The sequence below is a fragment of the Streptomyces sp. 12E genome, assembly GCF_055633275.1.
In genome coordinates, this window is sequence record NZ_JBVNCJ010000001.1 from 1,296,928 (window position 1) to 1,317,455 (window position 20,528).

A 20,528-nucleotide genomic window follows, 5' to 3' on the forward strand; every position below is an offset into this window, starting at 1 on the left:
GGCGTCAGGCGCCGACGGTCTCCCCGGCGGTGATCCGCACCCCGCGCGCCCAGTCCGCCGCCCGCATCGGCTTCTTGCCCTGGGCCTGCACCCACAGCAGCTCCACGGCGTGCGAACCGGTGCCCACGTGCACGTTGTTCTTGCCGGCGGACAGCTGCCCGGGCGCGAGGCCGGTCAGGCCCGGTACGGGGGCGGCCTGCACGATCTTGAGGCGCTCGCCCCGGAAGGTGGTCCAGGCGCCGGGCGCGGGGGTGCAGCCGCGCACCACGCGGTCGACGCGCAGCGCCGGGGCGTTCCAGTCGACGCGGGCGTCCTCGACGGTGACCTTGGGGGCGAGGCTGATGCCGTCGGCGGGCTGCGGTACGGCCTTCAGGGTGCCGTCCTCGATGCCGTCCATGGTGGCGGCGAGCAGTCCGGCGCCGGCGAAGGCGAGCCGGGTGAGCAGGTCGCCGCTGGTGTCGGTGGGGCGGATCTCCTCGGTGACGGTGCCGTAGACGGGCCCGGAGTCGAGACCCTCCTCGATGAGGAAGGTGGCGGCGCCGGTGATCTCGTCGCCGGCCATGATGGCGTGCTGCACGGGCGCGGCGCCGCGCCAGGCGGGGAGCAGCGAGAAGTGCAGGTTGACCCAGCCCCGGGCGGGGATGTCGAGGGCGGCCCTGGGGAGGAGGGCGCCGTAGGCGACGACGGGGCAGCAGTCCGGCGCGATCTCCTCGAGCCGCTCCAGGAACTCGGGGTCCCTGGGCCTGGCCGGCTTCAGCACCTCGATCCCGGCCTCCTCCGCCCGCTCGGCGACGGGGGAGGCGACGAGCCTGCGCCCGCGCCCGGCGGCCGCGTCGGGCCGCGTGACGACGGCGGCCACCTCGTGCCGCCCGGAGGAGAGAAGAGCGTCCAGGGCGGGGACGGCGACCTCGGGGGTACCGGCGAAGACGAGCTTCATGGGGTGCTGGGGGCCTCTCGGGCGGGAACGGACACGGCGGCGCACCAGTCTATGGGGCGCGCATCACAGGGACGCACGGAGGGAAAGCCGCCGACGGCGGCGCGGCCCCACGGGAACCGTCCGCCTCCCGGCCCGCTGGAAACGGGTGGTGCGCGGGCGGGAGGAATCCGCCGGGCCGACGGCCGAGGCGCACACCTCCGCCGGGGGCGTACGCATATGCCGCCGCGCCCCCGCCCCGTGACCAGCGGAGCGCTCCCGCGTTGGTCAGCGAAGAGTTGACCACGGGCCCCGGACACGGGCTCGATCCCTTTCACGCCGGTTCGAGAGGCTTGTTCATGGCCGACCACGCAACCCACGACGCCCAGGCTCGGGCCAGCCTGCACTTGCTGGTGCGGGACATCGAGCGGGTCCGCCGGCAGGTGGACGCGCTGCGCACGCTCACCGCCCAGCTGGGCAACGTCTACCGCCCGCGCCGCTCCGGTCCCTCCACGGGCTTCGTCGTCTACGGACGTGCTCCCGCTCCCACGGTCCGTCTCGCCCAGGAGCTGCGGGACAGCGTCGAGACCCTGGTCACGGCAGCCGTGGACTTCGACCGTTCCCTGGGCTTCTCGTGGGACGCCGTGGGCTCGGCGCTCGGGGTCACCAAGCAGGCGGTCCACCGCCGCTACGGCGCCCGCCGTGCCGCCGCCCAGGCGCCGGCGGCCGCCGAGGCCCCCGCGGAGGCGTCGAACGCGCGCACGGTGAACGCGGTCGCCGGCGTCACCACGGTGCCGGCGGTCCCCGCGGCCCCTTCCATGCCGACGCAGCCCACGGCCGGCAGTCCGGTCCTCCGCGACGACCCCCGCCCGACTGCCTTACCCTCTCCCCGCAACGGCTGAGCCCCGCTCGCCGCACCGCACCACGCCCTCCCGGACGCACCGCCCCCGGGAGGGCGTGGCACGTCCGGCCGGTTCAGCCGATGTCCGGGGGGTCGATCCGGACCCACACGGGGATGTGCCCGCCCCGGGCCATGCGTGTCGCCTGGGCGGCCTTCAGCGCGGCGGCCAGTGCGGCGCCGTTGCCGGGAGGCACCCGGACCAGTGCCCGGTCCCAGTGTTCGCCGGGGGGCGGTGCGCCCGGCCTGCGGGGGCGTCCCGCCGGGGTGACCGGCAGGGGCACCGGGCCCAGGACCTCCGCCCGCGCGGGCAGCTCCACCGCGCGGAGGAACTCGGCCACCGCCTCGCCCGGTCCCGACACCGCCGCCATCCGGGACACCGGCGGGAACCCCAGTTCGCCCCGCTCGGCCAGTTCCCGTACGGCGTGCCCGACCGGGTCCCACCGGACCAGTGCCTGCACGGGCCGCAGGGTCGGCTCGGCGACCACGACCACCGTGCCGCCCGCCGACTGCGGTCGGACCAGCGCCGCCGCGCCGATCCAGCGGCGCAACGCGTCCTCCCCGGCCCGCAGATCGGGCCGGTTCAGCATGGCCCAGCCGTCCAGCAGCAGCGCCGCCGCGTAGCCGCCCTCGGCCACCGGCTCCGCGCCGGGTGTGCTCACCACCAGCGCGGGCGTCCCCGGCACCGTGTCCAGCACGTGTTCGCGCCCCGAGGTCCGCACCGGGACCGCGGGGAAGGCGCGGCCCAGCTCCTCGGCGGTCCGCCGCGCCCCGACCACCTGGGCCCGCAACCGGAACCCGCCGCACTCGGGACAGTGCCAGCCGTCCTCCTCGCGCCCGCACCACGCGCACCGCAGATCGTCGGACCCCTGTGCCTGCAGCGACCCGGAGCAGTGCCGGCACCGCGCGGGGGCCCGGCAGCCGGCGCACGCCATCCGCGGCACATAGCCACGGCGGGGCACCTGCACGAGCACCGGCCCGTGCCGCAGCCCCTCCCTGGCGGCCTGCCAGGCGAGGCTCGGCAGCCGCGCCGCGCGGGCGGCCTCGTCCCGCGCCAGGTCCCCGTCCCCCACGGTCCGCACCAGCGGCGCGGCGGCCCGCACCCGCTCCCTCCCGGCGACCAGCGGCCGGGCCCACCCGGTCTCCACCAGCTGGGCGGCCTCCACGGTGCAGTGCCGGCTGCCCAGCAGGAAGCCGCACCTGTCCTGCGCCGCCCGCAGCAGCAGCACCTCGCGGGCGTGCGGCTGCGGGGCGTGCGGCTCGCTGTGGCTGTCGTCGCCGTCGTCCCAGACGGCGACCAGTCCGAGGTCCCGGACCGGCGCGAACATCGCCGCCCGCGTCCCGATGACGGCCCGTACGGAGCCCCGCCGCACGGCGAGCCACCGCGCGTACCGCTTCTCCGGGCCGGCGTCGGCGGTGAGGACCGCGTGCCGCCCCTCCCCCAGCAGTTCGGTGAGCGCCGCGTCGAGGCGGGCCACGGTTCTGCCGTCCGGCAGGACGACCAGCGCGCCGCGCCCGGAGGCCAGGGTCGCGGCGACGGCCCGGGCCAGTTCCTCGCTCCACCGGGGCCCCGGCAGCGCGTTCCACACGGCCCGTGGGGCGCCTCCCGAGACCAGTGACTCCAGGAAGGCGGGGCCCTGTTCGTACCGCTCCCAGGAGCCGGGGGCGGGCGCCGGGGGCGGCGGCAGCGGATCGGGCGAGGGCCGTCGCTCCGCGCGGGCGCTGCGCGGCGGAACGGCGAGCTGGAGGACGTCGGCGAGGCTGCCCGCGTACCGGTCGGCGACCGCGCGGGCGAGGCCCAGCAGTTCCTCGCCGAGCACCGGTTCGGGCGAGACGACCTGCGCCAGCGCCGCCAGGGGCCCCGGGTAGTCGGACTCGGCGAGGCGCGCGACGAGGAACCCGTCGATCAGTCCGCCGCCCTCGCGCCGCCCCTCCCGCACCCGGTGCCGTCCGGCCCCGAACCGCACCCGCACCCGCACCCCGGGCTGTGCGTCCGCGTCCAGCTCCTCGGGCACGGCGTAGTCGAAGTAGCGGTCGAGATGGAGCACGCCCTTGTCGACGAGGACCCGGGCGACGGGCAGTTCCCCGGCGAGCGCGGCGCCGCGCCAGGTGCGCGGTTTGGCCCGGGGGGCCCGAGCCTTGCGCACGCTCTCCCTGATGAGCGCGAGCTGCTCGGGCGGCGCGCCCTCCGCGCCGCCGTCCTGCCGTCCGTTCTCGCTGCTCACGCCTGCATTCTTACCAAACGCCACTGACAGCGGCGCCCTGCCCGGGACCGGCCCCGGATGCGGGCGGACGTCCGGAGGCGCTTTCACCTCGGGCCGCTCCGGCCGCACGGCGGGCGTGGAGCCCGCTCGTGCGGCGTGCACCGGGGTCCACGGCCCTCTCCCCGCGCGCGCCGAGGCCCGGCGGCCCCCGGAAGGGGCCGCCGGGCCTCGGGAAAGACGGGGCCGGGGTTACAGCCCCGCCGCCTTGCGCAGGGCGTCCACGCGGTCGGTGCGCTCCCAGGTGAAGTCGGGCAGCTCACGGCCGAAGTGGCCGTAGGCGGCGGTCTGGGAGTAGATCGGGCGCAGCAGGTCGAGGTCGCGGATGATCGCGGCCGGGCGGAGGTCGAAGACCTCGTCGATCGCCTTCTCGATCTTCTCGGTGTCGACCTGGGCGGTGCCGAAGGTCTCCACGAACAGACCGACCGGCTCGGCCTTGCCGATGGCGTACGCGACCTGGACCTCGCAGCGGGTGGCGAGGCCGGCCGCGACGACGTTCTTGGCGACCCAGCGCATCGCGTACGCCGCCGAGCGGTCCACCTTGGAGGGGTCCTTGCCGGAGAAGGCGCCGCCGCCGTGGCGGGCCATGCCGCCGTAGGTGTCGATGATGATCTTGCGGCCGGTCAGGCCGGCGTCGCCCATCGGGCCGCCGATCTCGAACCGGCCGGTCGGGTTGACCAGCAGGCGGTAGTTCTCGGTGTCGAGCTTGATGCCCTCGTCCAGCAGCGCCTTCAGCTCCGGCTCCACGACGAACTCGCGGATGTCGGGGGCCAGCAGCGACTCCAGGTCGATGTCGGAGGCGTGCTGCGAGGAGACGACCACGGTGTCCAGACGGACCGCCTTGTCGCCGTCGTACTCGATGGTGACCTGGGTCTTGCCGTCCGGGCGCAGGTAGGGGATCGTGCCGTTCTTGCGCACGTCGGACAGGCGCTTGGACAGGCGGTGCGCCAGGAAGATCGGCAGCGGCATCAGCGTCGGCGTCTCGTCCGTCGCGTAGCCGAACATCAGGCCCTGGTCGCCGGCGCCCTGCCGGTCCAGCTCGTCGTCGTCGCCCTCGACACGGGCCTCGTAGGCGGCGTCGACGCCCTGCGCGATGTCCGGGGACTGCGCGCCGATCGACACCGACACGCCGCAGGAGGCGCCGTCGAAGCCCTTCTTCGAGGAGTCGTAGCCGATCTCCAGGATCTTGTTGCGCACCAGCGTCGCGATGTCCGCGTACGTCTTGGTGGTCACCTCGCCGGCCACGTGCACCAGGCCGGTGGTGATCAGGGTCTCGACGGCGACCCGGGAGGCCGGGTCCTCGCGCAGCAGCGCGTCGAGAATGGTGTCGCTGATCTGGTCAGCGATCTTGTCGGGGTGACCCTCGGTCACGGACTCCGAGGTGAACAGACGACGGGACACAACGCTCCCTGGGGTTGCAGCGGCTGCTGGCTGATCATTGGCGGACGGCGGGGGCTGCACCCGACGCCGTCCGTGGAACAGTTTATCGGTCGTGCTCCGCCACGGGCCCCCCTGTCTCGTCTCGCGAGAGCGCTGTGACCTGCGGCACGGGCATTCTGCCCATGCCGGGCCGGGTTGACCAGAGGCGCCACGCCCCGAACGGGCGGGGTTTCGGGGAACCGGAGGCGAATGAATCACTCATCCGAGGCGTTCGGCCACCAGGTCCCACACGGTTTCGGCCAGGTTCTCCTTCGGGCCGTGGGCCACGGGGGTCTCGCTGCCGTCGGCGCCCAGCACCACGGCCTCGCTCTCGTCCGCGCCGAAGGTCTTGCGCTCCCCCACCTCGTTCACCACCAGCAGGTCGCAGCCCTTGCGCTTCAGCTTGGCGCGGCCGTTGGCGAGCACGTCGTCGGTCTCGGCGGCGAAGCCGACGATCACCTGCCCGGCGCGCGGCCGGTCGCCGGAGAGCTCGGCGAGGATGTCCGGATTTCGCACCAGGGTGACGGGCTCGGGCTCCTGGCCGTCCTTCTTCTTGATCTTGCCGGTGGCGTAGGCGGCCGGCCGGAAGTCGGCGACGGCCGCGGCCATCACCACGGCGTCCGCGTCGGCAGCGGCGCCGAGGACGGCCTCGCGCAGCTCCATGGCGGTCCCGACGCGGACGAGGTCCACGCCCGCCGGGTCGGGCAGGGCGGTGTTGGCCGCGACCAGCGTGACGCGGGCGCCGCGGGCCGCGGCGGTGCGGGCGAGGGCGTAGCCCTGCTTGCCGGAGGATCGGTTGCCCAGGAAACGGACGGGATCGAGGGGCTCGCGGGTGCCTCCGGCGCTGACGACGACGTGCCGGCCTCGGAGGTCGGGCTCGGTGACGCCGCGGGCCAGGACCCGGCGGCAGACCTCGAAGATCTCGCCGGGGTCGGGCAGCCGGCCCTTGCCGGTGTCGACGCCGGTGAGGCGTCCGACGGCCGGCTCGATGACGACGGCGCCCCGTGCGCGCAGCGTCGCCACGTTCTCCCGGGTGGCCGGGTGCTCCCACATCTCGGTGTGCATGGCGGGGGCGAAGACCACCGGGCAGCGGGCGGTGAGCAGGGTGTTGGTGAGCAGGTCGTCGGCCAGGCCGTGGGCCGCCCTGGCGAGCGTGTCGGCGGTGGCGGGGGCGACGACCACCAGGTCGGCGCGTTGCCCGATGCGGACGTGCGGCACCTCGTGGACGTCGTCCCAGACCTCGGTGGAGACCGGGTTGCCGGAGAGCGCGGACCAGGTGGCGGCGCCGACGAAGTGCAGCGCGGAGGCGGTGGGGACGACCCGGACGTCGTGTCCCGACTCCGTCAGCCGCCTGAGCAGCTCACAGGCCTTGTACGCGGCGATGCCGCCGCTGACCCCCAGAACGACCTTCGGCTTGTCCACCGTCTCTCCCCGGACCTCGGAAATGTGCGACCACTCCCCATGAGACACCACAGGCCCGGCAGACGTGCTGCCGGGCCTGTGGAGAAGTCAGCTGCGAACAGCTGGTACGACGTACCGACCGATTACTGACCGGGGCCTTCGACGGCCTCGGAGGTCAGCAGTCCCGCGTTGATCTCGCGCAGGGCGATCGAGAGCGGCTTCTCGTGGACGTGGGTGTCGACGAGGGGGCCGACGTACTCGAGCAGACCCTCGCCGAGCTGCGAGTAGTACGCGTTGATCTGGCGGGCCCGCTTGGCCGCGTAGATCACGAGGCTGTACTTCGAGTCCGTGGCCTCGAGGAGCTCGTCGATCGGCGGGTTGATGATGCCCTCGGGCGCGGAGATGGAAGAGGACACGCTCTACCTTCCGATGGATGGGAAAGATTCAGTCGGCGCGATCGGTGAACGATTGCCCACGATCACACGACGTTCATCAAGGCTAGCAGCTCGCGGGCCACGTCCTCGACGGAGGTGTTGACCAGGGTGGTGTCGAACTCCGGCTCGGCGGCCAGTTCGGTCTTCGCGGCCTCCAGCCGGCGCTCGATGACCTCGGGCGACTCGGTGCCCCGGCCCGTGAGCCTGCGCACCAGCTCCTCCCAGGAGGGAGGAGCCAGGAACACCAGCTGGGCCTCGGCCATGGACTCGCGGACCTGCCGCGCGCCCTGGAGATCGATCTCCAGCAGCACGGGCACACCCGCCTCCAGGTGCTCCAGTACCGCCGCCCGGGGGGTGCCGTAGCGGTTGCCGGCGAACTCGGCCCACTCCAGCAGCTCGCCGTTGGCGATCAGCTTGTCCATCTCCTCGTCGGTGACGAAGAAGTAGTGGACTCCGTGCTGCTCCCCGGGGCGCGGCTTGCGGGTCGTCGCCGACACCGAGAGCCAGACCCCGGGGTGTTCCTTGCGCATATGGGCGACGACCGTGCTCTTGCCGACCCCGGAAGGGCCGGAGAGCACGGTCAGCCGCGGACGTTCAGTCATGCAGCGATTATTCCAGCAATCACGGGATGCCCGGGACGCCGGTCCCGGGCATCCCCGCGCTCAGGAGCCGGTGCTGCCGAACTCGCGCTCCAGGGAGGCGATCTGGTTGGAACCGAGACCACGCACGCGGCGGCTCTCGGAAATGCCCAGTCGCTCCATGATCTGCTTGGCGCGGACCTTGCCCACGCCCGGCAGGGACTCCAGCAGGGCGGAGACCTTCATCTTGCCGATGACGTCGTTCTCCTGACCCTGCTTGATGACCTCGTGAAGGGAGGCGCCGGAGTGCTTGAGTCGATTCTTGACCTCGGCCCGCTCCCGGCGAGCCGCGGCGGCCTTTTCGAGCGCGGCTGCGCGCTGTTCAGGGGTAAGGGGCGGAAGAGCCACGCCTACGTCACCTCGGATGTCGAACTGTCGGATACGGACCGGTGAGGAACCTAGTCGCCCCACACCAGGGGAGCCACGAGCAACACACGCGCCCGTTCACTCTCCGTCGGAGACTAGCGGCCAACTCCGCCGGAGTCAGCGAGAACTGCGGAAAAGTCCTGGTCAGCCTCCGTCAGGCCGGGCATTTAGGACATAATCCCCTGGATTTGAGGATGTATCCAGAGTCCGGCGACCACGGATTCCCTCGCCGGCCGGCTCAGGCCGACCCCACGGCGGCCCTGATCTCCTCCGCGAACCGCTCCGCGGCGTCACGCAGAGCGACCGCGTCGGGACCGTGGCGCAACACTCCCCGGCTGACGTTCGGCACGACGTTGCGCACCGCGCCGCCGAAGACCGCCGGGAGATCGGCCGCCGTGGCGCCCTGCGCGCCGATACCGGGCGCGAGGATCGGCCCGCCCATGTCCAGGTCGTACGAGGAGAGGTCGCCGAGCGTCGCGCCGACCACCGCGCCGAAGGACCCGAGCGGCTCCTCGCCGGCGTTCTCGACGGCCAGGTGCCCGAGCACGGTCGCCCCGACGGTGCGCCCGTCGGGGCGGACCGCGTGCTGCACCTCGCCGCCCTCCGGATTGGACGTCAGCGCCAGCACGAACAGCCCGGTGCCGGTCTCCCGGGCCAGCGCGACGGCCGGGCCGAGCGAGCCGTAGCCGAGGTACGGCGAGACGGTGAGCGCGTCGGAGAACAGGGGCGCGTCCTTGTGCAGGAAGGACGCGGCGTAGGCGGCCATGGTGGAGCCGATGTCGCCGCGCTTGGCGTCCATGACGACCAGCGCCCCGGCCTCCCGCGCCTCGCGCACCGTCGTCTCCAGCACGGCGAGCCCGCGCGAGCCGAAGCGCTCGAAGAAGGCGCTCTGCGGCTTGAGCACGGCGACCCGGTCGGCGACCGCCTCGACGACCGTGCGGCTGAACCGCTCCAGGCCCGTGACGTCGTCGCCCAGGCCCCACTCGGCGAGCAGGGAGGCGTGCGGGTCGATGCCCACGCACAGCGGGCCCCGCTCGTCCATCGCGCGGCGCAGCCGCGCGCCGAAGGGTTCCGGACCGGTCATGCCGTCGTCCTCACGTCGGCGCCCACCGCGTCGGCGAGCGTGGCGTACGGGCTGGTGCGCAGCCGCGCGGCGAGCCCCTTGTGCATGGCGCGGCCCCAGAAGGGGCCTTCGTAGATGAAGGCGCTGTACCCCTGGACCAGCGTGGCGCCGGCCAGGATGCGCTGCCAGGCGTCCTCGGCGTTCTCGATGCCGCCGACGCCGACCAGGGTGATCCGGTCGCCCACGCGCGCGTAGAGGCGGCGCAGCACGTCCAGGGAGCGTGCCTTGAGGGGGGCGCCGGAGAGACCGCCGGTCTCCTGGACGAGGGCGGGCGAGGACGTCAGGCCGAGTCCCTCGCGCGCAATGGTGGTGTTGGTGGCGATGATCCCGTCCAGGCCGAGTTCCACGGCGAGGTCGGCGACCGCGTCGACGTCCTCGTCTGCGAGGTCGGGGGCGATCTTCACCAGCAGCGGCACCCGACGGGCCGGGACGGCCCGGTCGGCGGCCTCGCGGACGGCGGCGAGCAGCGGGCGCAGGTGGTCCACGGCCTGGAGGTCGCGCAGTCCGGGCGTGTTCGGGGAGGAGACGTTGACGACCAGGTAGTCGGCGTACGGCGCCAGCCGCTCGGCGGACTTCACGTAGTCGGCGACGGCCTCGTCCTCGGGGACGGCCTTGGTCTTGCCGATGTTGACGCCGACGACCGTCCTGAAGACGGGCGTGCGGGAGGCCAGGCGCGCGGCGACGGCGAGCGAGCCCTCGTTGTTGAAGCCCATGCGGTTGATCAGCGCCCGGTCCGCGACCAGGCGGAACAGCCGCTTCTTGGGGTTGCCGGGCTGCGGTTCCCCGGTCACCGTGCCGATCTCGACGTGGTCGAAGCCGAGCATCGCCAGGCCGTCGATCCCCACGGCGTTCTTGTCGAAGCCGGCGGCGAGGCCGAAGGGGCTGTGCAGGCGCAGCCCGAGCGCCTCGGTGCGCAGCTCCTTGTGGCGGGGGGCGAGCGCGGCGGCGACGAAGGTGCGCAGGCCGGGGACGCGCGCGACGCGACGGATCCAGCGGAAGGCCAGGTGGTGGGCCTGCTCCGGGTCCATCCGCTGGAAGAACAGGGTGAAGAGAATCTTGTACATGCTGTCCTCATGGAGAGGGGGACACCGTTTCCGGTGTCCCCCTGGGGGCTGCTAGTCGCGGGCCGCGGTCAGGTGTTCCGCGTGTTCCTGCAGTGAGCGGACGCCCACGTCGCCGCGGTTGAGCGCGTCGATGCCCTGGACGGCGGCGGCGAGCGCCTGGACCGTCGTCAGGCAGGGCACCGACCGGGCCACCGCCGCCGTACGGATGTCGTAGCCGTCGAGGCGGCCGCCGGTGCCGTACGGGGTGTTGACGATGAGGTCGACCTCACCGTCGTGGATGAGCTGGACGATGGTCTTCTCGCCGTTCGGGCCGGTGCCCTCGGACTGCTTGCGCACCACGGTGGCGTTGATGCCGTTGCGCTTGAGGACCTCGGCGGTGCCGGAGGTGGCGAGCAGCTCGAAGCCGTGCGCCACCAGCTCCCGCGCGGGGAAGATCATCGAGCGCTTGTCGCGGTTGGCGACCGAGATGAACGCGCGCCCCTTGGTCGGCAGCGGGCCGTAGGCGCCCGCCTGCGACTTGGCGTACGCCGTGCCGAAGACGGAGTCGATGCCCATGACCTCGCCGGTGGAGCGCATCTCCGGGCCGAGGACGGTGTCGACGCCGCGGCCGTGGATGTCCCGGAAGCGGGACCACGGCAGCACGGCCTCCTTGACGGAGATCGGCGCGTCCAGCGGCAGCTCGCCGCCGTCGCCGTTCGCCGGGAGCAGCCCCTCGGCGCGCAGCTCGGCGACGGTGGCGCCCAGCGAGATCCGCGCGGCGGCCTTCGCCAGCGGCACCGCGGTCGCCTTCGAGGTGAAGGGGACGGTGCGCGAGGCGCGCGGGTTGGCCTCCAGGACGTAGAGGATGTCCCCGGAGAGCGCGAACTGGATGTTGATCAGGCCGCGCACGCCGACACCCCGCGCGATGGCCTCCGTGGAGGCGCGCAGCCGCTTGATGTCGAAGCCGCCGAGGGTGATCGGGGGCAGGGCGCACGCCGAGTCGCCGGAGTGGATGCCGGCCTCCTCGATGTGCTCCATGACACCGCCGAGGTAGAGCTCCTCGCCGTCGTACAGGGCGTCCACGTCGATCTCTATGGCGTCGTCGAGGAAGCGGTCGACGAGCACCGGCCGGGAGGGGCTGATCTCGGTCGACTCGGCGATGTAGGACTCCAGCCGGGTCTCGTCGTAGACGATCTCCATGCCGCGTCCGCCGAGCACGTAGGACGGGCGGACCAGGACCGGGTAGCCGATCTCGTCGGCGATGGCCTTGGCCTCGGAGAAGGTGGTGGCGGTGCCGTGCTTGGGGGCCGGCAGCCCGGCCTCCTTGAGGACCCGGCCGAAGGCGCCGCGGTCCTCGGCGGCGTGGATGGCCTCCGGGGAGGTGCCGACGATCGGCACGCCGTTGTCCTTCAGCGCCTGCGACAGACCGAGCGGGGTCTGGCCGCCGAGCTGGACGATCACGCCCGCGACCGGTCCGGCCTGCTGCTCGGCGTGGACGATCTCCAGGACGTCCTCCAGGGTGAGCGGCTCGAAGTAGAGCCGGTCGGAGGTGTCGTAGTCGGTGGAGACGGTCTCCGGGTTGCAGTTGACCATCACGGTCTCGTAGCCGGCGTCGTGGAGCGCGAAGGAGGCGTGGACGCAGGAGTAGTCGAACTCGATGCCCTGGCCGATGCGGTTCGGACCGGAGCCCAGGATGATCACCGCGGGCTTCTCGCGGGAGGCGACCTCGGTCTCCTCGTCGTAGGAGGAGTAGAAGTACGGTGTCCTGGCGGCGAACTCGGCGGCGCAGGTGTCGACCGTCTTGTAGACCGGGCGGATGCCCAGCGCGTGCCGGACCTCGCGGACGACGTCCTCGCGCAGGCCCCGGATCTCGGCGATCTGCTGGTCGGAGAAGCCGTGCCGCTTGGCCTCGGCGAGCAGGTCGGCGGTCAGCTCGGGCGCGGCGGCCAGCTCGTCGGCGATCTCCTTGATCAGGAAGAGCTGGTCGACGAACCAGGGGTCGATCTTCGTGGCGTCGAAGACCTCCTCGGGGGTGGCGCCCGCGCGGATGGCCCCCATGACCGCGTTGATCCGGCCGTCGGTGGGGCGGGCCGCCTCGCGCAGCAGCTCCTCCTTGCTCGTGGCGGAACCCGGCTCTCCGACGAAGGTGAACTGGCTGCCCTTCTTCTCCAGCGAGCGCAGCGCCTTCTGGAAGGCCTCGGTGAAGTTGCGGCCGATGGCCATGGCCTCGCCGACCGACTTCATGGTGGTCGTGAGGGTGGAGTCCGCGCTCGGGAACTTCTCGAAGGCGAACCGGGGCGCCTTCACGACCACGTAGTCGAGCGTCGGCTCGAAGGAGGCCGGGGTCTCCTGCGTGATGTCGTTCGGGATCTCGTCCAGGGTGTAGCCGACGGCCAGCTTGGCGGCGATCTTGGCGATCGGGAAGCCGGTCGCCTTGGAGGCGAGCGCCGAGGAGCGCGACACGCGCGGGTTCATCTCGATGACGATGACCCGGCCGTCCACGGGGTTGACCGCGAACTGGATGTTGCAGCCGCCGGTGTCGACGCCGACCTCGCGGATGATCGCGATGCCGACGTCGCGCAGCACCTGGTACTCGCGGTCGGTCAGCGTCATCGCGGGCGCGACGGTGATCGAGTCACCGGTGTGCACGCCCATGGGGTCGAAGTTCTCGATGGAGCAGACGACCACGACGTTGTCGTTCTTGTCGCGCATCAGCTCCAGCTCGTACTCCTTCCAGCCGAGGATGGACTCCTCCAGGAGGACCTCGGTGGTCGGCGAGAGGGTCAGGCCCTGCCCGGCGATGCGGCGCAGCTCCTCCTCGTCGTGCGCGAAGCCGGAGCCGGCGCCGCCCATGGTGAAGGAGGGGCGGACGACCACGGGGTAGCCGCCGAGTTCCTCGACGCCCTTGAGGACGTCGTCCATGGAGTGGCAGATGTGGGAGCGGGCGGACTCGCCGTGGCCGGTCTTCCTGCGGACCTCCTCCACGACCTCCTTGAACAGGTCGCGGTCCTCACCCTTGTTGATGGCCTCGACGTTGGCGCCGATCAGCTCGACGCCGTACTTCTCCAGGACGCCGTTGCCGTGCAGGGAGATCGCGGTGTTGAGGGCCGTCTGGCCGCCCAGGGTGGGCAGCAGGGCGTCCGGCCGCTCCTTGGCGATGATCCTCTCGACGAACTCGGGGGTGATCGGCTCGACGTAGGTGGCGTCGGCGATCTCCGGGTCGGTCATGATCGTCGCCGGGTTGGAGTTCACGAGGACGACCCTGAGGCCCTCGGCCTTGAGGACGCGGCAGGCCTGGGTGCCGGAGTAGTCGAACTCGGCGGCCTGGCCGATGACGATCGGGCCGGAGCCGATGACCAGGACGGACTGGATATCGGTGCGCTTAGGCACGCTGGCCCTCCATCGGGACGGTGCTCATCAAAGACGTGAAGCGGTCGAACAGGTAGGCGGCGTCGTGCGGGCCCGCCGCCGCCTCGGGGTGGTACTGGACGCTGAAGGCCGGGCGGTCGAGCAGCTGGAGGCCCTCCACCACGTTGTCGTTCAGACAGACGTGGGACACCTCGGCGCGGCCGAACGGGGTGTCGGAGACCTTGTCGAGCGGGGCGTCGACGGCGAAGCCGTGGTTGTGCGCGGTGACCTCGACCTTGCCGGTCGTACGGTCCTGCACCGGCTGGTTGATGCCGCGGTGGCCGTACTTCAGCTTGTAGGTGCCGAACCCGAGGGCGCGGCCCAGGATCTGGTTGCCGAAGCAGATGCCGAACAGCGGGGTGCCGCGCTCCAGGACCGCCCGCATCAGGGCGACCGGGTGGTCGGCGGTGGCGGGGTCGCCGGGGCCGTTGGAGAAGAACACGCCGTCCGGGTTCACGGCGTAGACGTCGTCCACGGTCGCCGTGGCCGGCAGGACGTGCACCTCGATGCCGCGCTCCGCCATGCGCTGCGGGGTCATGCCCTTGATGCCGAGGTCGATCGCGGCGACGGTGAACTTCTTCTCGCCGATCGCGGGGACCACGTACGGCTCGGTGGTGGCGACCTCGGCGGAGAGGTCGGCGCCCTTCATCTCGGGCGCCTCCTGGACGCGGGCCAGCAGCGTGGCGTCGTCGCGCACGGCGTCGCCGCTGAAGACGCCGACGCGCATGGCGCCGCGCTCGCGCAGGTGCCGGGTGAGGGCGCGGGTGTCGATGCCGCTGATGCCGACGACGCCCTGCGCGGCGAGCTCCTCGTCCAGCGTGCGGGTCGAGCGCCAGCTGGAGGGCACGCGCGCGGGGTCGCGCACGACGTAACCGGAGACCCAGATCTTCTTGGACTCCATGTCCTCGTCGTTGACACCGGTGTTGCCGACGTGCGGGGCGGTCATCACCACGACCTGGCGGTGGTACGACGGGTCGGTGAGGGTCTCCTGGTAGCCGGTCATGCCGGTGGAGAACACCGCTTCGCCGAAGGTCTCCCCCACCGCCCCGTAGGCACGGCCGCGGAAGATCCGGCCGTCCTCCAGGACGAGTACGGCGGGAACCTTGGTGGTCCCCCTGGTGGAGGTTGTCATCGTGCGCCTTCCGTCTTGTTGATCATCTGGTTCAGGGTCTCGGCCCATTCGTTGTGCTCGGCCGCGTGGTCGGAGCGGAAGCCGGAGTCGATCTGCCGCCCGCCGTGCTCCCAGGTGACGACGAGCAGGCCGCCCTCGGTGAGGACCTTGCCGGCGATGCCCTTGTCGAGCCGGGCCCCGCGCAGCGCCTGGGCCGGGACGAAGAAGTCGTCCGCCCCTGGGCGTACGACGTCCAGTCCGGCGTCGGTGAGCGTGAGCTCGGCCCGGCTGCGGGTGCCCAGGCCGTGCGCCACGATGCGGTCGAGCCACTGGCCGGCGGTGGTGGAGCCGTGGTAGCGGCCGCTCATCGTCAGTTTCGCCGGGCCGGGGGCGTCCGGCGCGGTGGGCAGCTCGGGCAGGTCGCCCTGGAGCGTGCCGCGCCACTTCCAGCCCTCGCGCATCAGCCAGTAGACGAGCGCGACGAAGAGGGCGAGTCCGACGACCCAGCCGATCCGGGCGGCCCAGTCGGTCACTTCCGCCGATTCCTTCTCGGCGGCCAGCAGGAGTACAGGTGTCACGTGAGCTTCCCGTCGACGAGCGTGGCCTTGCCCCGGAGCCAGGTGTGCGTGACACGGCCCGGCAGCTCGCGGCCCTCGTACGGGGTGTTGCGGCTGCGCGAGGCGAAGCCCGCGGGGTCCACGGGACCACGGTATGCCGAGTCGACGAGGATGAGGTTGGCGGGCTCACCTGCCGAGACGGGACGGCCGTGGCCTTCGGCCCGTCCGATGCGCGCGGGCGTGAAGGACATGCGGTCGGCGACGCCGGCCCAGTCCAGCAGACCCGTGTCGACCATGGTCTCCTGCACCACCGACAACGCGGTCTCCAGGCCGACCATGCCCATGGCGGCGGCGGCCCACTCGCAGTCCTTGTCCTCGTGCGGGTGCGGGGCGTGGTCGGTGGCGACGATGTCGATCGTGCCGTCGGCGAGCGCCTCGCGCAGGGCCGTCACGTCGCGCTCGGTGCGCAGCGGCGGGTTGACCTTGTAGACCGGGTCGTACGACCGGACCAGCTCGTCGGTGAGGAGCAGGTGGTGCGGGGTGACCTCGGCGGTGACGCGGATGCCGCGGGACTTGGCCCAGCGGACGATCTCGACGCTGCCCGCCGTCGACAGGTGGCAGATGTGGACGCGGGAGCCGACGTGCTCGGCGAGCAGCACGTCGCGGGCGATGATCGACTCCTCGGCGACCGCCGGCCAGCCGCCGAGCCCCAGCTCGGCGGAGACGACGCCCTCGTTCATCTGGGCGCCCTCGGTGAGGCGGGGCTCCTGCGCGTGCTGGGCGACGACCCCGTCGAAGGCCTTCACGTACTCCAGGGCGCGGCGCATGATCACGGCGTCGTGGACGCACTTGCCGTCGTCGGAGAAGACGGTGACGCCGGCCGCGGACTCGTGCATGGCGCCCAGCTCGGCGAGCTTCTGCCCCTCCAGGCCGACGGTGACGGCGCCGATGGGCTGCACGTCGCAGTAGCCGGACTCCTGGCCGAGCCGCCAGACCTGCTCGACGACGCCGGCGGTGTCGGCGACCGGGAAGGTGTTGGCCATGGCGAAGACGCTGGTGTAGCCGCCGCTCGCCGCCGCGCGGGTGCCGGTCAGGACGGTCTCGGAGTCCTCGCGGCCGGGCTCGCGCAGATGGGTGTGCAGGTCGACCAGGCCGGGCAGCAGGACCTTGCCGTCGGCCTCGACGACCTCCGCGCCCTCGGCGGAGAGCCCGGTGCCGACCTGGGCGATCGTTTCGCCGTGGATCAGGACGTCCTGCGGTTCGCCGCCGAGCACCTTCGCACCGCGGATCAGGATCTTGCTCATGGTTCTTACTTCTCCTCGGTGGTGCGGGGTCCGGGGGCGGGCGCGAAGCGCCTCGTCGCAAGGGCGGTGGGCGACGGGTGGGCGAGGGCGGGTTCGTTGCCGCCAAGGAGCAGGTACAGGACGGCCATCCGGACGGAGACGCCGTTGGCGACCTGTTCGATCACGGTGCAGCGGTCGGAGTCCGCGACCTCGGCGGTGATCTCCATGCCGCGGACCATCGGGCCGGGGTGCATCACGATGGCGTGCTCGGGCATCCGCGCCATGCGGTCGCCGTCGAGGCCGTAGCGGCGCGAGTACTCCCGCTCGGTGGGGAAGAACGCGGCGTTCATCCTCTCGCGCTGGACGCGCAGCATCATCACCGCGTCGGACTTGGTCAGCGTCGAGTCGAGGTCGTACGACACCTCGCAGGGCCAGGTGTCGACACCGACCGGCAGCAGGGTCGGCGGGGCGACGAGGGTGACCTCGGCGCCCAGGGTGTGCAGCAGGTCGACGTTGGACCGGGCGACCCTGCTGTGCAGGACGTCGCCGACGATCGTGATGCGCCGCCCGGACAGGTCCTGTCCGAGCCCGGCGTCCCGGCCGACCAGCCGGCGCCGCATGGTGAAGGCGTCGAGGAGGGCCTGGGTGGGGTGCTGGTGGGTGCCGTCGCCCGCGTTGATGACGTGGGCGTCGATCCAGCCGGAGGTGGCCAGCCGGTACGGGGCTCCGGAGGCGCCGTGCCGGATGACCACGGCGTCGACGCCCATGGCCTCCAGGGTCTGGGCGGTGTCCTTCAGGGACTCGCCCTTGGAGACGCTGGAGCCCTTGGCGGTGAAGTTGATGACGTCCGCGGAGAGCCGCTTCTCGGCGGCCTCGAAGGAGATCCGGGTGCGGGTGGAGTCCTCGAAGAAGAGGTTGACCACGGTCCGGCCGCGCAGGGTCGGGAGTTTCTTGATCGGCCGGTCGGCGACCCGGGCCATCTCCTCGGCGGTGTCGAGGATCAGGACGGCGTCGTCGCGGGTGAGGTCGGCGGCCGAGATGAGATGACGCTGCATCTGTCAGGCTCCGTAAGGCAGTTCAATGTGGCGAAATCGGGCAGACGGGTACGCGCGTGGGCGTGCCGGGCCGGCGCACGCCGTCGGCGTGCGCTCCGCGGTGCTACTGGGAGGCCCGCTTGGCGCCGAGCAGCACGGTGTCGCGACCGTCCTCCTCGGCGAGCAGGACCTTGACCGTCTCCCGCAGCGACGTGGGAAGGTTCTTGCCGACGTAGTCGGCGCGGATGGGCAGTTCGCGGTGGCCGCGGTCGACGAGGACGGCGAGCTGCACCGCGCGGGGGCGCCCGATGTCGTTCAGCGCGTCGAGGGCGGCGCGGATGGTGCGGCCGGAGAAGAGCACGTCGTCGACGAGGACGACCAGCCGGCCGTCGATGCCGTCACCGGGGATCTCGGTGCGGGCCAGCGCACGCGGCGGGTGCATGCGCAGGTCGTCGCGGTACATGGTGATGTCCAGCGAGCCGACCGGGACCTTGCGCTCGGTGATCTGCTCCAGCTTGGCGGCGAGCCGCTGGGCGAGGAAGACGCCTCGGGTCGGGATGCCGAGGAGCACCACGTCGTCGGCGCCCTTGGCGCGTTCGACGATCTCGTGGGCGATGCGGGTCAGCACCCGCGCGATGTCGGGGCCTTCGAGAACGGGCCGCGCATCGGACTGCGTGTTCTGCGTGTCCATGTGAAACGGACCTCCTTCTCCGCCTCACGGGACGGACCTTAAAGGACGTCGGATTGCGTCACTCAGGCTATCAGGCCGGGATCCGCGCGGAGCGACACCCCCGATCACTCCAATGGCGTAGCCGATCTTCGCTACCACGGAAGAGTCGGTGTGGACCATTCGGCTTGACGCATGAGAGTAACGCTGCGTAACCTCACAGTGAGTTACCAGCCGCGGCATGGAAATCAGCCAGAGCCGCGTCGACACAGTGCCGGGGAGCTATATGTCCAGCGAATACGCCAAACAGCTCGGGGCCAAGCTCCGGGCGATCCGCACCCAGCAGGGCCTTTCCCTCCACGGTGTCGAGGAGAAGTCCCAGGGCCGCTGGAAGGCGGTCGTGGTCGGTTCGTACGAGCGCGGCGACCGCGCCGTGACCGTGCAGCGCCTCGCGGAGCTGGCGGACTTCTACGGTGTCCCGGTGCAGGAGCTGCTGCCCGGTACGACCCCGGGCGGCGCCGCCGAGCCGCCGCCGAAGCTGGTCCTGGACCTGGAGCGGCTGGCCACGGTGCCGGCCGAGAAGGCGGGCCCGCTGCAGCGGTACGCGGCGACGATCCAGTCGCAGCGCGGTGACTACAACGGCAAGGTGCTCTCGATCCGCCAGGACGACCTGCGCACCCTCGCCGTCATCTACGACCAGTCGCCCTCGGTCCTCACCGAGCAGCTGATCAGCTGGGGCGTCCTGGACGCGGACGCCCGCCGCGCGGTGGCCGCGCACGAGGAGGCGTAACCGCTCCGCGGGTACGCAGAAACGTGCCGCCGGGGTGGCGGAACCTCATGAGGTTCCGCCACCCCGGCGGTTTTTCGTCAGCCGAGCGCGGCCTCTCGCCGGCCGCGGGCCGTCGAAGGCCGGGCGCGCGGTTCCACGCCCCCGCGGAACGGCTCCTACTCCCGGCGCAAGGACGGCTTGAGCTCCTTGAGCCGGCCGAGCAGCCCGTTCACGAAGGAGGGCGACTCGTCCGTCGAGAACTCCTTCGCCAGCTGCACCATCTCGTCGAGGACGACGGCGTCCGGGGTCTCGTCGACCCAGATCAGCTCGTAGGCGCCCAGCCGCAGAATGCTGCGGTCGACGACCGGCATCCGGTCGAGCGTCCAGCCGACCGAGTACTGGGCGAGCAGCTCGTCGATGCGCTTCGCGTGCTCCGCGTAGCCCTCGACGAGCTGCATCGTGTACTCGCTCACCGGCGGCTGCCGGGTGTCGGACCGGGCGTGCCGGACCCAGTCGGCGAGGACGGTCAGGACCTCGGCGCCGCGCTGGTCGCCCTCGAAGATGATCTGGAAGGCGCGTTTGCGGGCCGTGTTGCGGGCAGCCACGGTTAGCTGTTCACCCGGCCGAGGTAGTCGCTGGTACGGGTGTCGACCTTGATCTTCTCACCGGTGGTGATGAAGAGCGGGACCTGGATCTGGTGGCCGGTCTCCAGCGTGGCCGGCTTGGTGCCGCCGGTGGAGCGGTCGCCCTGGACGCCCGGCTCGGTCTCCTGGATGGTCAGCTCGACGGCGGCCGGCAGCTCGACGAAGAGCACCTCGCCCTCGTGCTGGGCGACGGTGGCGGTGAAGCCCTCGACGAGGAAGTTGGCGGCGTCGCCGACGGCCTTGCGGTCGACCATGAGCTGGTCGTAGGTCTCCATGTCCATGAAGACGAAGTAGTCGCCGTCCATGTAGGAGAACTGCATGTCGCGCTTGTCGACGGTGGCCGTTTCGACCTTGACGCCGGCGTTGAAGGTCTTGTCGACGACCTTGCCGGAAAGCACGTTCTTGAGCTTGGTGCGCACGAAGGCCGGGCCCTTGCCGGGCTTGACGTGCTGGAACTCGACGACGGACCAGAGCTGGCCGCCTTCGAGCTTGAGCACCATGCCGTTCTTGAGGTCGTTCGTGGAAGCCACGGTTGCGGAATCTCCTGGACTGGACTGAC

At 72.0% G+C, this 20,528-nt stretch carries 19 protein-coding genes; 2 read left to right on the forward strand and 17 right to left on the reverse strand.

All coding sequences use genetic code 11. From position 1 onward, the window contains the following. Nucleotides 1–4 precede the first annotated feature (4 nt). Entirely contained in the window at nt 5–937 is a 933-nt protein-coding gene (fmt, locus tag ACZ8ZB_RS06060; protein WP_470736680.1) for a methionyl-tRNA formyltransferase, read from the reverse strand. Between the two features lie 335 nt (nt 938–1,272). Here fmt and ACZ8ZB_RS06065 point away from each other — a divergent pair, with 335 nt between their 5' ends. Further along, nucleotides 1,273–1,815 carry a hypothetical protein gene (locus ACZ8ZB_RS06065; protein WP_470736681.1) on the forward strand — a complete coding sequence of 181 codons (543 nt, stop codon included), beginning with the start codon at nt 1,273–1,275 and terminating at the stop codon, nt 1,813–1,815. Between the two features lie 73 nt (nt 1,816–1,888). Here the strand turns inward: ACZ8ZB_RS06065 and ACZ8ZB_RS06070 are convergent, their stop codons facing one another. The 14 genes from ACZ8ZB_RS06070 to pyrR form a co-directional block, all read right to left on the reverse strand. Continuing rightward, nucleotides 1,889–4,036, reverse strand: a complete 2,148-nt coding sequence (locus ACZ8ZB_RS06070; RefSeq protein ID WP_470736682.1) for a primosomal protein N' — start codon at nt 4,034–4,036, stop codon at nt 1,889–1,891. A gap of 228 nt (nt 4,037–4,264) precedes the next feature. Further along, complete coding sequence (metK, locus tag ACZ8ZB_RS06075) at nt 4,265–5,473, reverse strand: methionine adenosyltransferase (protein WP_470736683.1); 1,209 nt, start codon at nt 5,471–5,473, stop codon at nt 4,265–4,267. Between the two features lie 237 nt (nt 5,474–5,710). Continuing rightward, nucleotides 5,711–6,913 (reverse strand): bifunctional phosphopantothenoylcysteine decarboxylase/phosphopantothenate--cysteine ligase CoaBC, encoded by a 1,203-nt coding sequence (coaBC, locus tag ACZ8ZB_RS06080; RefSeq protein ID WP_470736684.1) that lies wholly within the window; start codon nt 6,911–6,913, stop codon nt 5,711–5,713. 122 nt (nt 6,914–7,035) lie between these two features. Further along, nucleotides 7,036–7,308, reverse strand: coding sequence for a DNA-directed RNA polymerase subunit omega (gene rpoZ / locus ACZ8ZB_RS06085; protein ID WP_004933985.1), 273 nt, complete (start codon nt 7,306–7,308; stop codon nt 7,036–7,038). A 62-nt stretch (nt 7,309–7,370) separates the two neighbouring features. Beyond that, nucleotides 7,371–7,928, reverse strand: a complete 558-nt coding sequence (gmk, locus tag ACZ8ZB_RS06090) for a guanylate kinase (protein ID WP_470736685.1) — start codon at nt 7,926–7,928, stop codon at nt 7,371–7,373. 60 nt (nt 7,929–7,988) lie between these two features. Continuing rightward, on the reverse strand, nt 7,989–8,312 hold the full coding sequence (locus tag ACZ8ZB_RS06095) for an integration host factor (protein WP_003977346.1): 324 nt from the start codon (nt 8,310–8,312) through the stop codon (nt 7,989–7,991). Nucleotides 8,313–8,568: 256 nt separating this feature from the next. Beyond that, a complete protein-coding gene (gene pyrF, locus ACZ8ZB_RS06100; protein WP_470736686.1) occupies nt 8,569–9,414 on the reverse strand; it encodes an orotidine-5'-phosphate decarboxylase in 846 nt (281 codons plus the stop codon). Further along, nucleotides 9,411–10,517, reverse strand: coding sequence for a quinone-dependent dihydroorotate dehydrogenase (locus tag ACZ8ZB_RS06105; RefSeq protein ID WP_470736687.1), 1,107 nt, complete (start codon nt 10,515–10,517; stop codon nt 9,411–9,413). Before ACZ8ZB_RS06105 ends, pyrF begins: the two co-directional genes overlap by 4 nt. A gap of 51 nt (nt 10,518–10,568) precedes the next feature. After that, complete coding sequence (gene carB / locus ACZ8ZB_RS06110) at nt 10,569–13,886, reverse strand: carbamoyl-phosphate synthase large subunit (protein WP_470736688.1); 3,318 nt, start codon at nt 13,884–13,886, stop codon at nt 10,569–10,571. After that, nucleotides 13,879–15,036: a glutamine-hydrolyzing carbamoyl-phosphate synthase small subunit gene (gene carA / locus ACZ8ZB_RS06115; RefSeq protein ID WP_470736689.1), complete on the reverse strand. Its 1,158-nt coding sequence runs from the start codon at nt 15,034–15,036 to the stop codon at nt 13,879–13,881. Before carA ends, carB begins: the two co-directional genes overlap by 8 nt. Continuing rightward, nucleotides 15,033–15,593 carry a PH-like domain-containing protein gene (locus ACZ8ZB_RS06120; protein WP_470736690.1) on the reverse strand — a complete coding sequence of 187 codons (561 nt, stop codon included), beginning with the start codon at nt 15,591–15,593 and terminating at the stop codon, nt 15,033–15,035. The genes carA and ACZ8ZB_RS06120 overlap by 4 nt, the downstream gene beginning before the upstream one ends. Further along, the gene (locus ACZ8ZB_RS06125) at nt 15,590–16,876 is read right to left on the reverse strand and encodes a dihydroorotase (protein ID WP_470736691.1); all 1,287 of its coding nucleotides are present in this window, start codon (nt 16,874–16,876) and stop codon (nt 15,590–15,592) included. The genes ACZ8ZB_RS06120 and ACZ8ZB_RS06125 overlap by 4 nt, the downstream gene beginning before the upstream one ends. A 5-nt stretch (nt 16,877–16,881) precedes the next feature. Next, on the reverse strand, nt 16,882–17,910 hold the full coding sequence (locus ACZ8ZB_RS06130; RefSeq protein ID WP_470736692.1) for an aspartate carbamoyltransferase catalytic subunit: 1,029 nt from the start codon (nt 17,908–17,910) through the stop codon (nt 16,882–16,884). A gap of 103 nt (nt 17,911–18,013) precedes the next feature. Next, entirely contained in the window at nt 18,014–18,580 is a 567-nt protein-coding gene (gene pyrR, locus ACZ8ZB_RS06135) for a bifunctional pyr operon transcriptional regulator/uracil phosphoribosyltransferase PyrR (RefSeq protein WP_470736693.1), read from the reverse strand. A gap of 262 nt (nt 18,581–18,842) precedes the next feature. Here pyrR and bldD point away from each other — a divergent pair, with 262 nt between their 5' ends. Then, nucleotides 18,843–19,346, forward strand: coding sequence for a transcriptional regulator BldD (bldD, locus tag ACZ8ZB_RS06140; protein ID WP_019984640.1), 504 nt, complete (start codon nt 18,843–18,845; stop codon nt 19,344–19,346). A 155-nt stretch (nt 19,347–19,501) separates the two neighbouring features. Here bldD and nusB read toward each other — a convergent pair whose 3' ends face one another. After that, the gene (nusB, locus tag ACZ8ZB_RS06145; protein WP_371237153.1) at nt 19,502–19,930 is read right to left on the reverse strand and encodes a transcription antitermination factor NusB; all 429 of its coding nucleotides are present in this window, start codon (nt 19,928–19,930) and stop codon (nt 19,502–19,504) included. Between the two features lie 2 nt (nt 19,931–19,932). Next, nucleotides 19,933–20,499 carry an elongation factor P gene (gene efp, locus ACZ8ZB_RS06150; RefSeq protein ID WP_006131211.1) on the reverse strand — a complete coding sequence of 189 codons (567 nt, stop codon included), beginning with the start codon at nt 20,497–20,499 and terminating at the stop codon, nt 19,933–19,935. Nucleotides 20,500–20,528 lie beyond the last annotated feature (29 nt).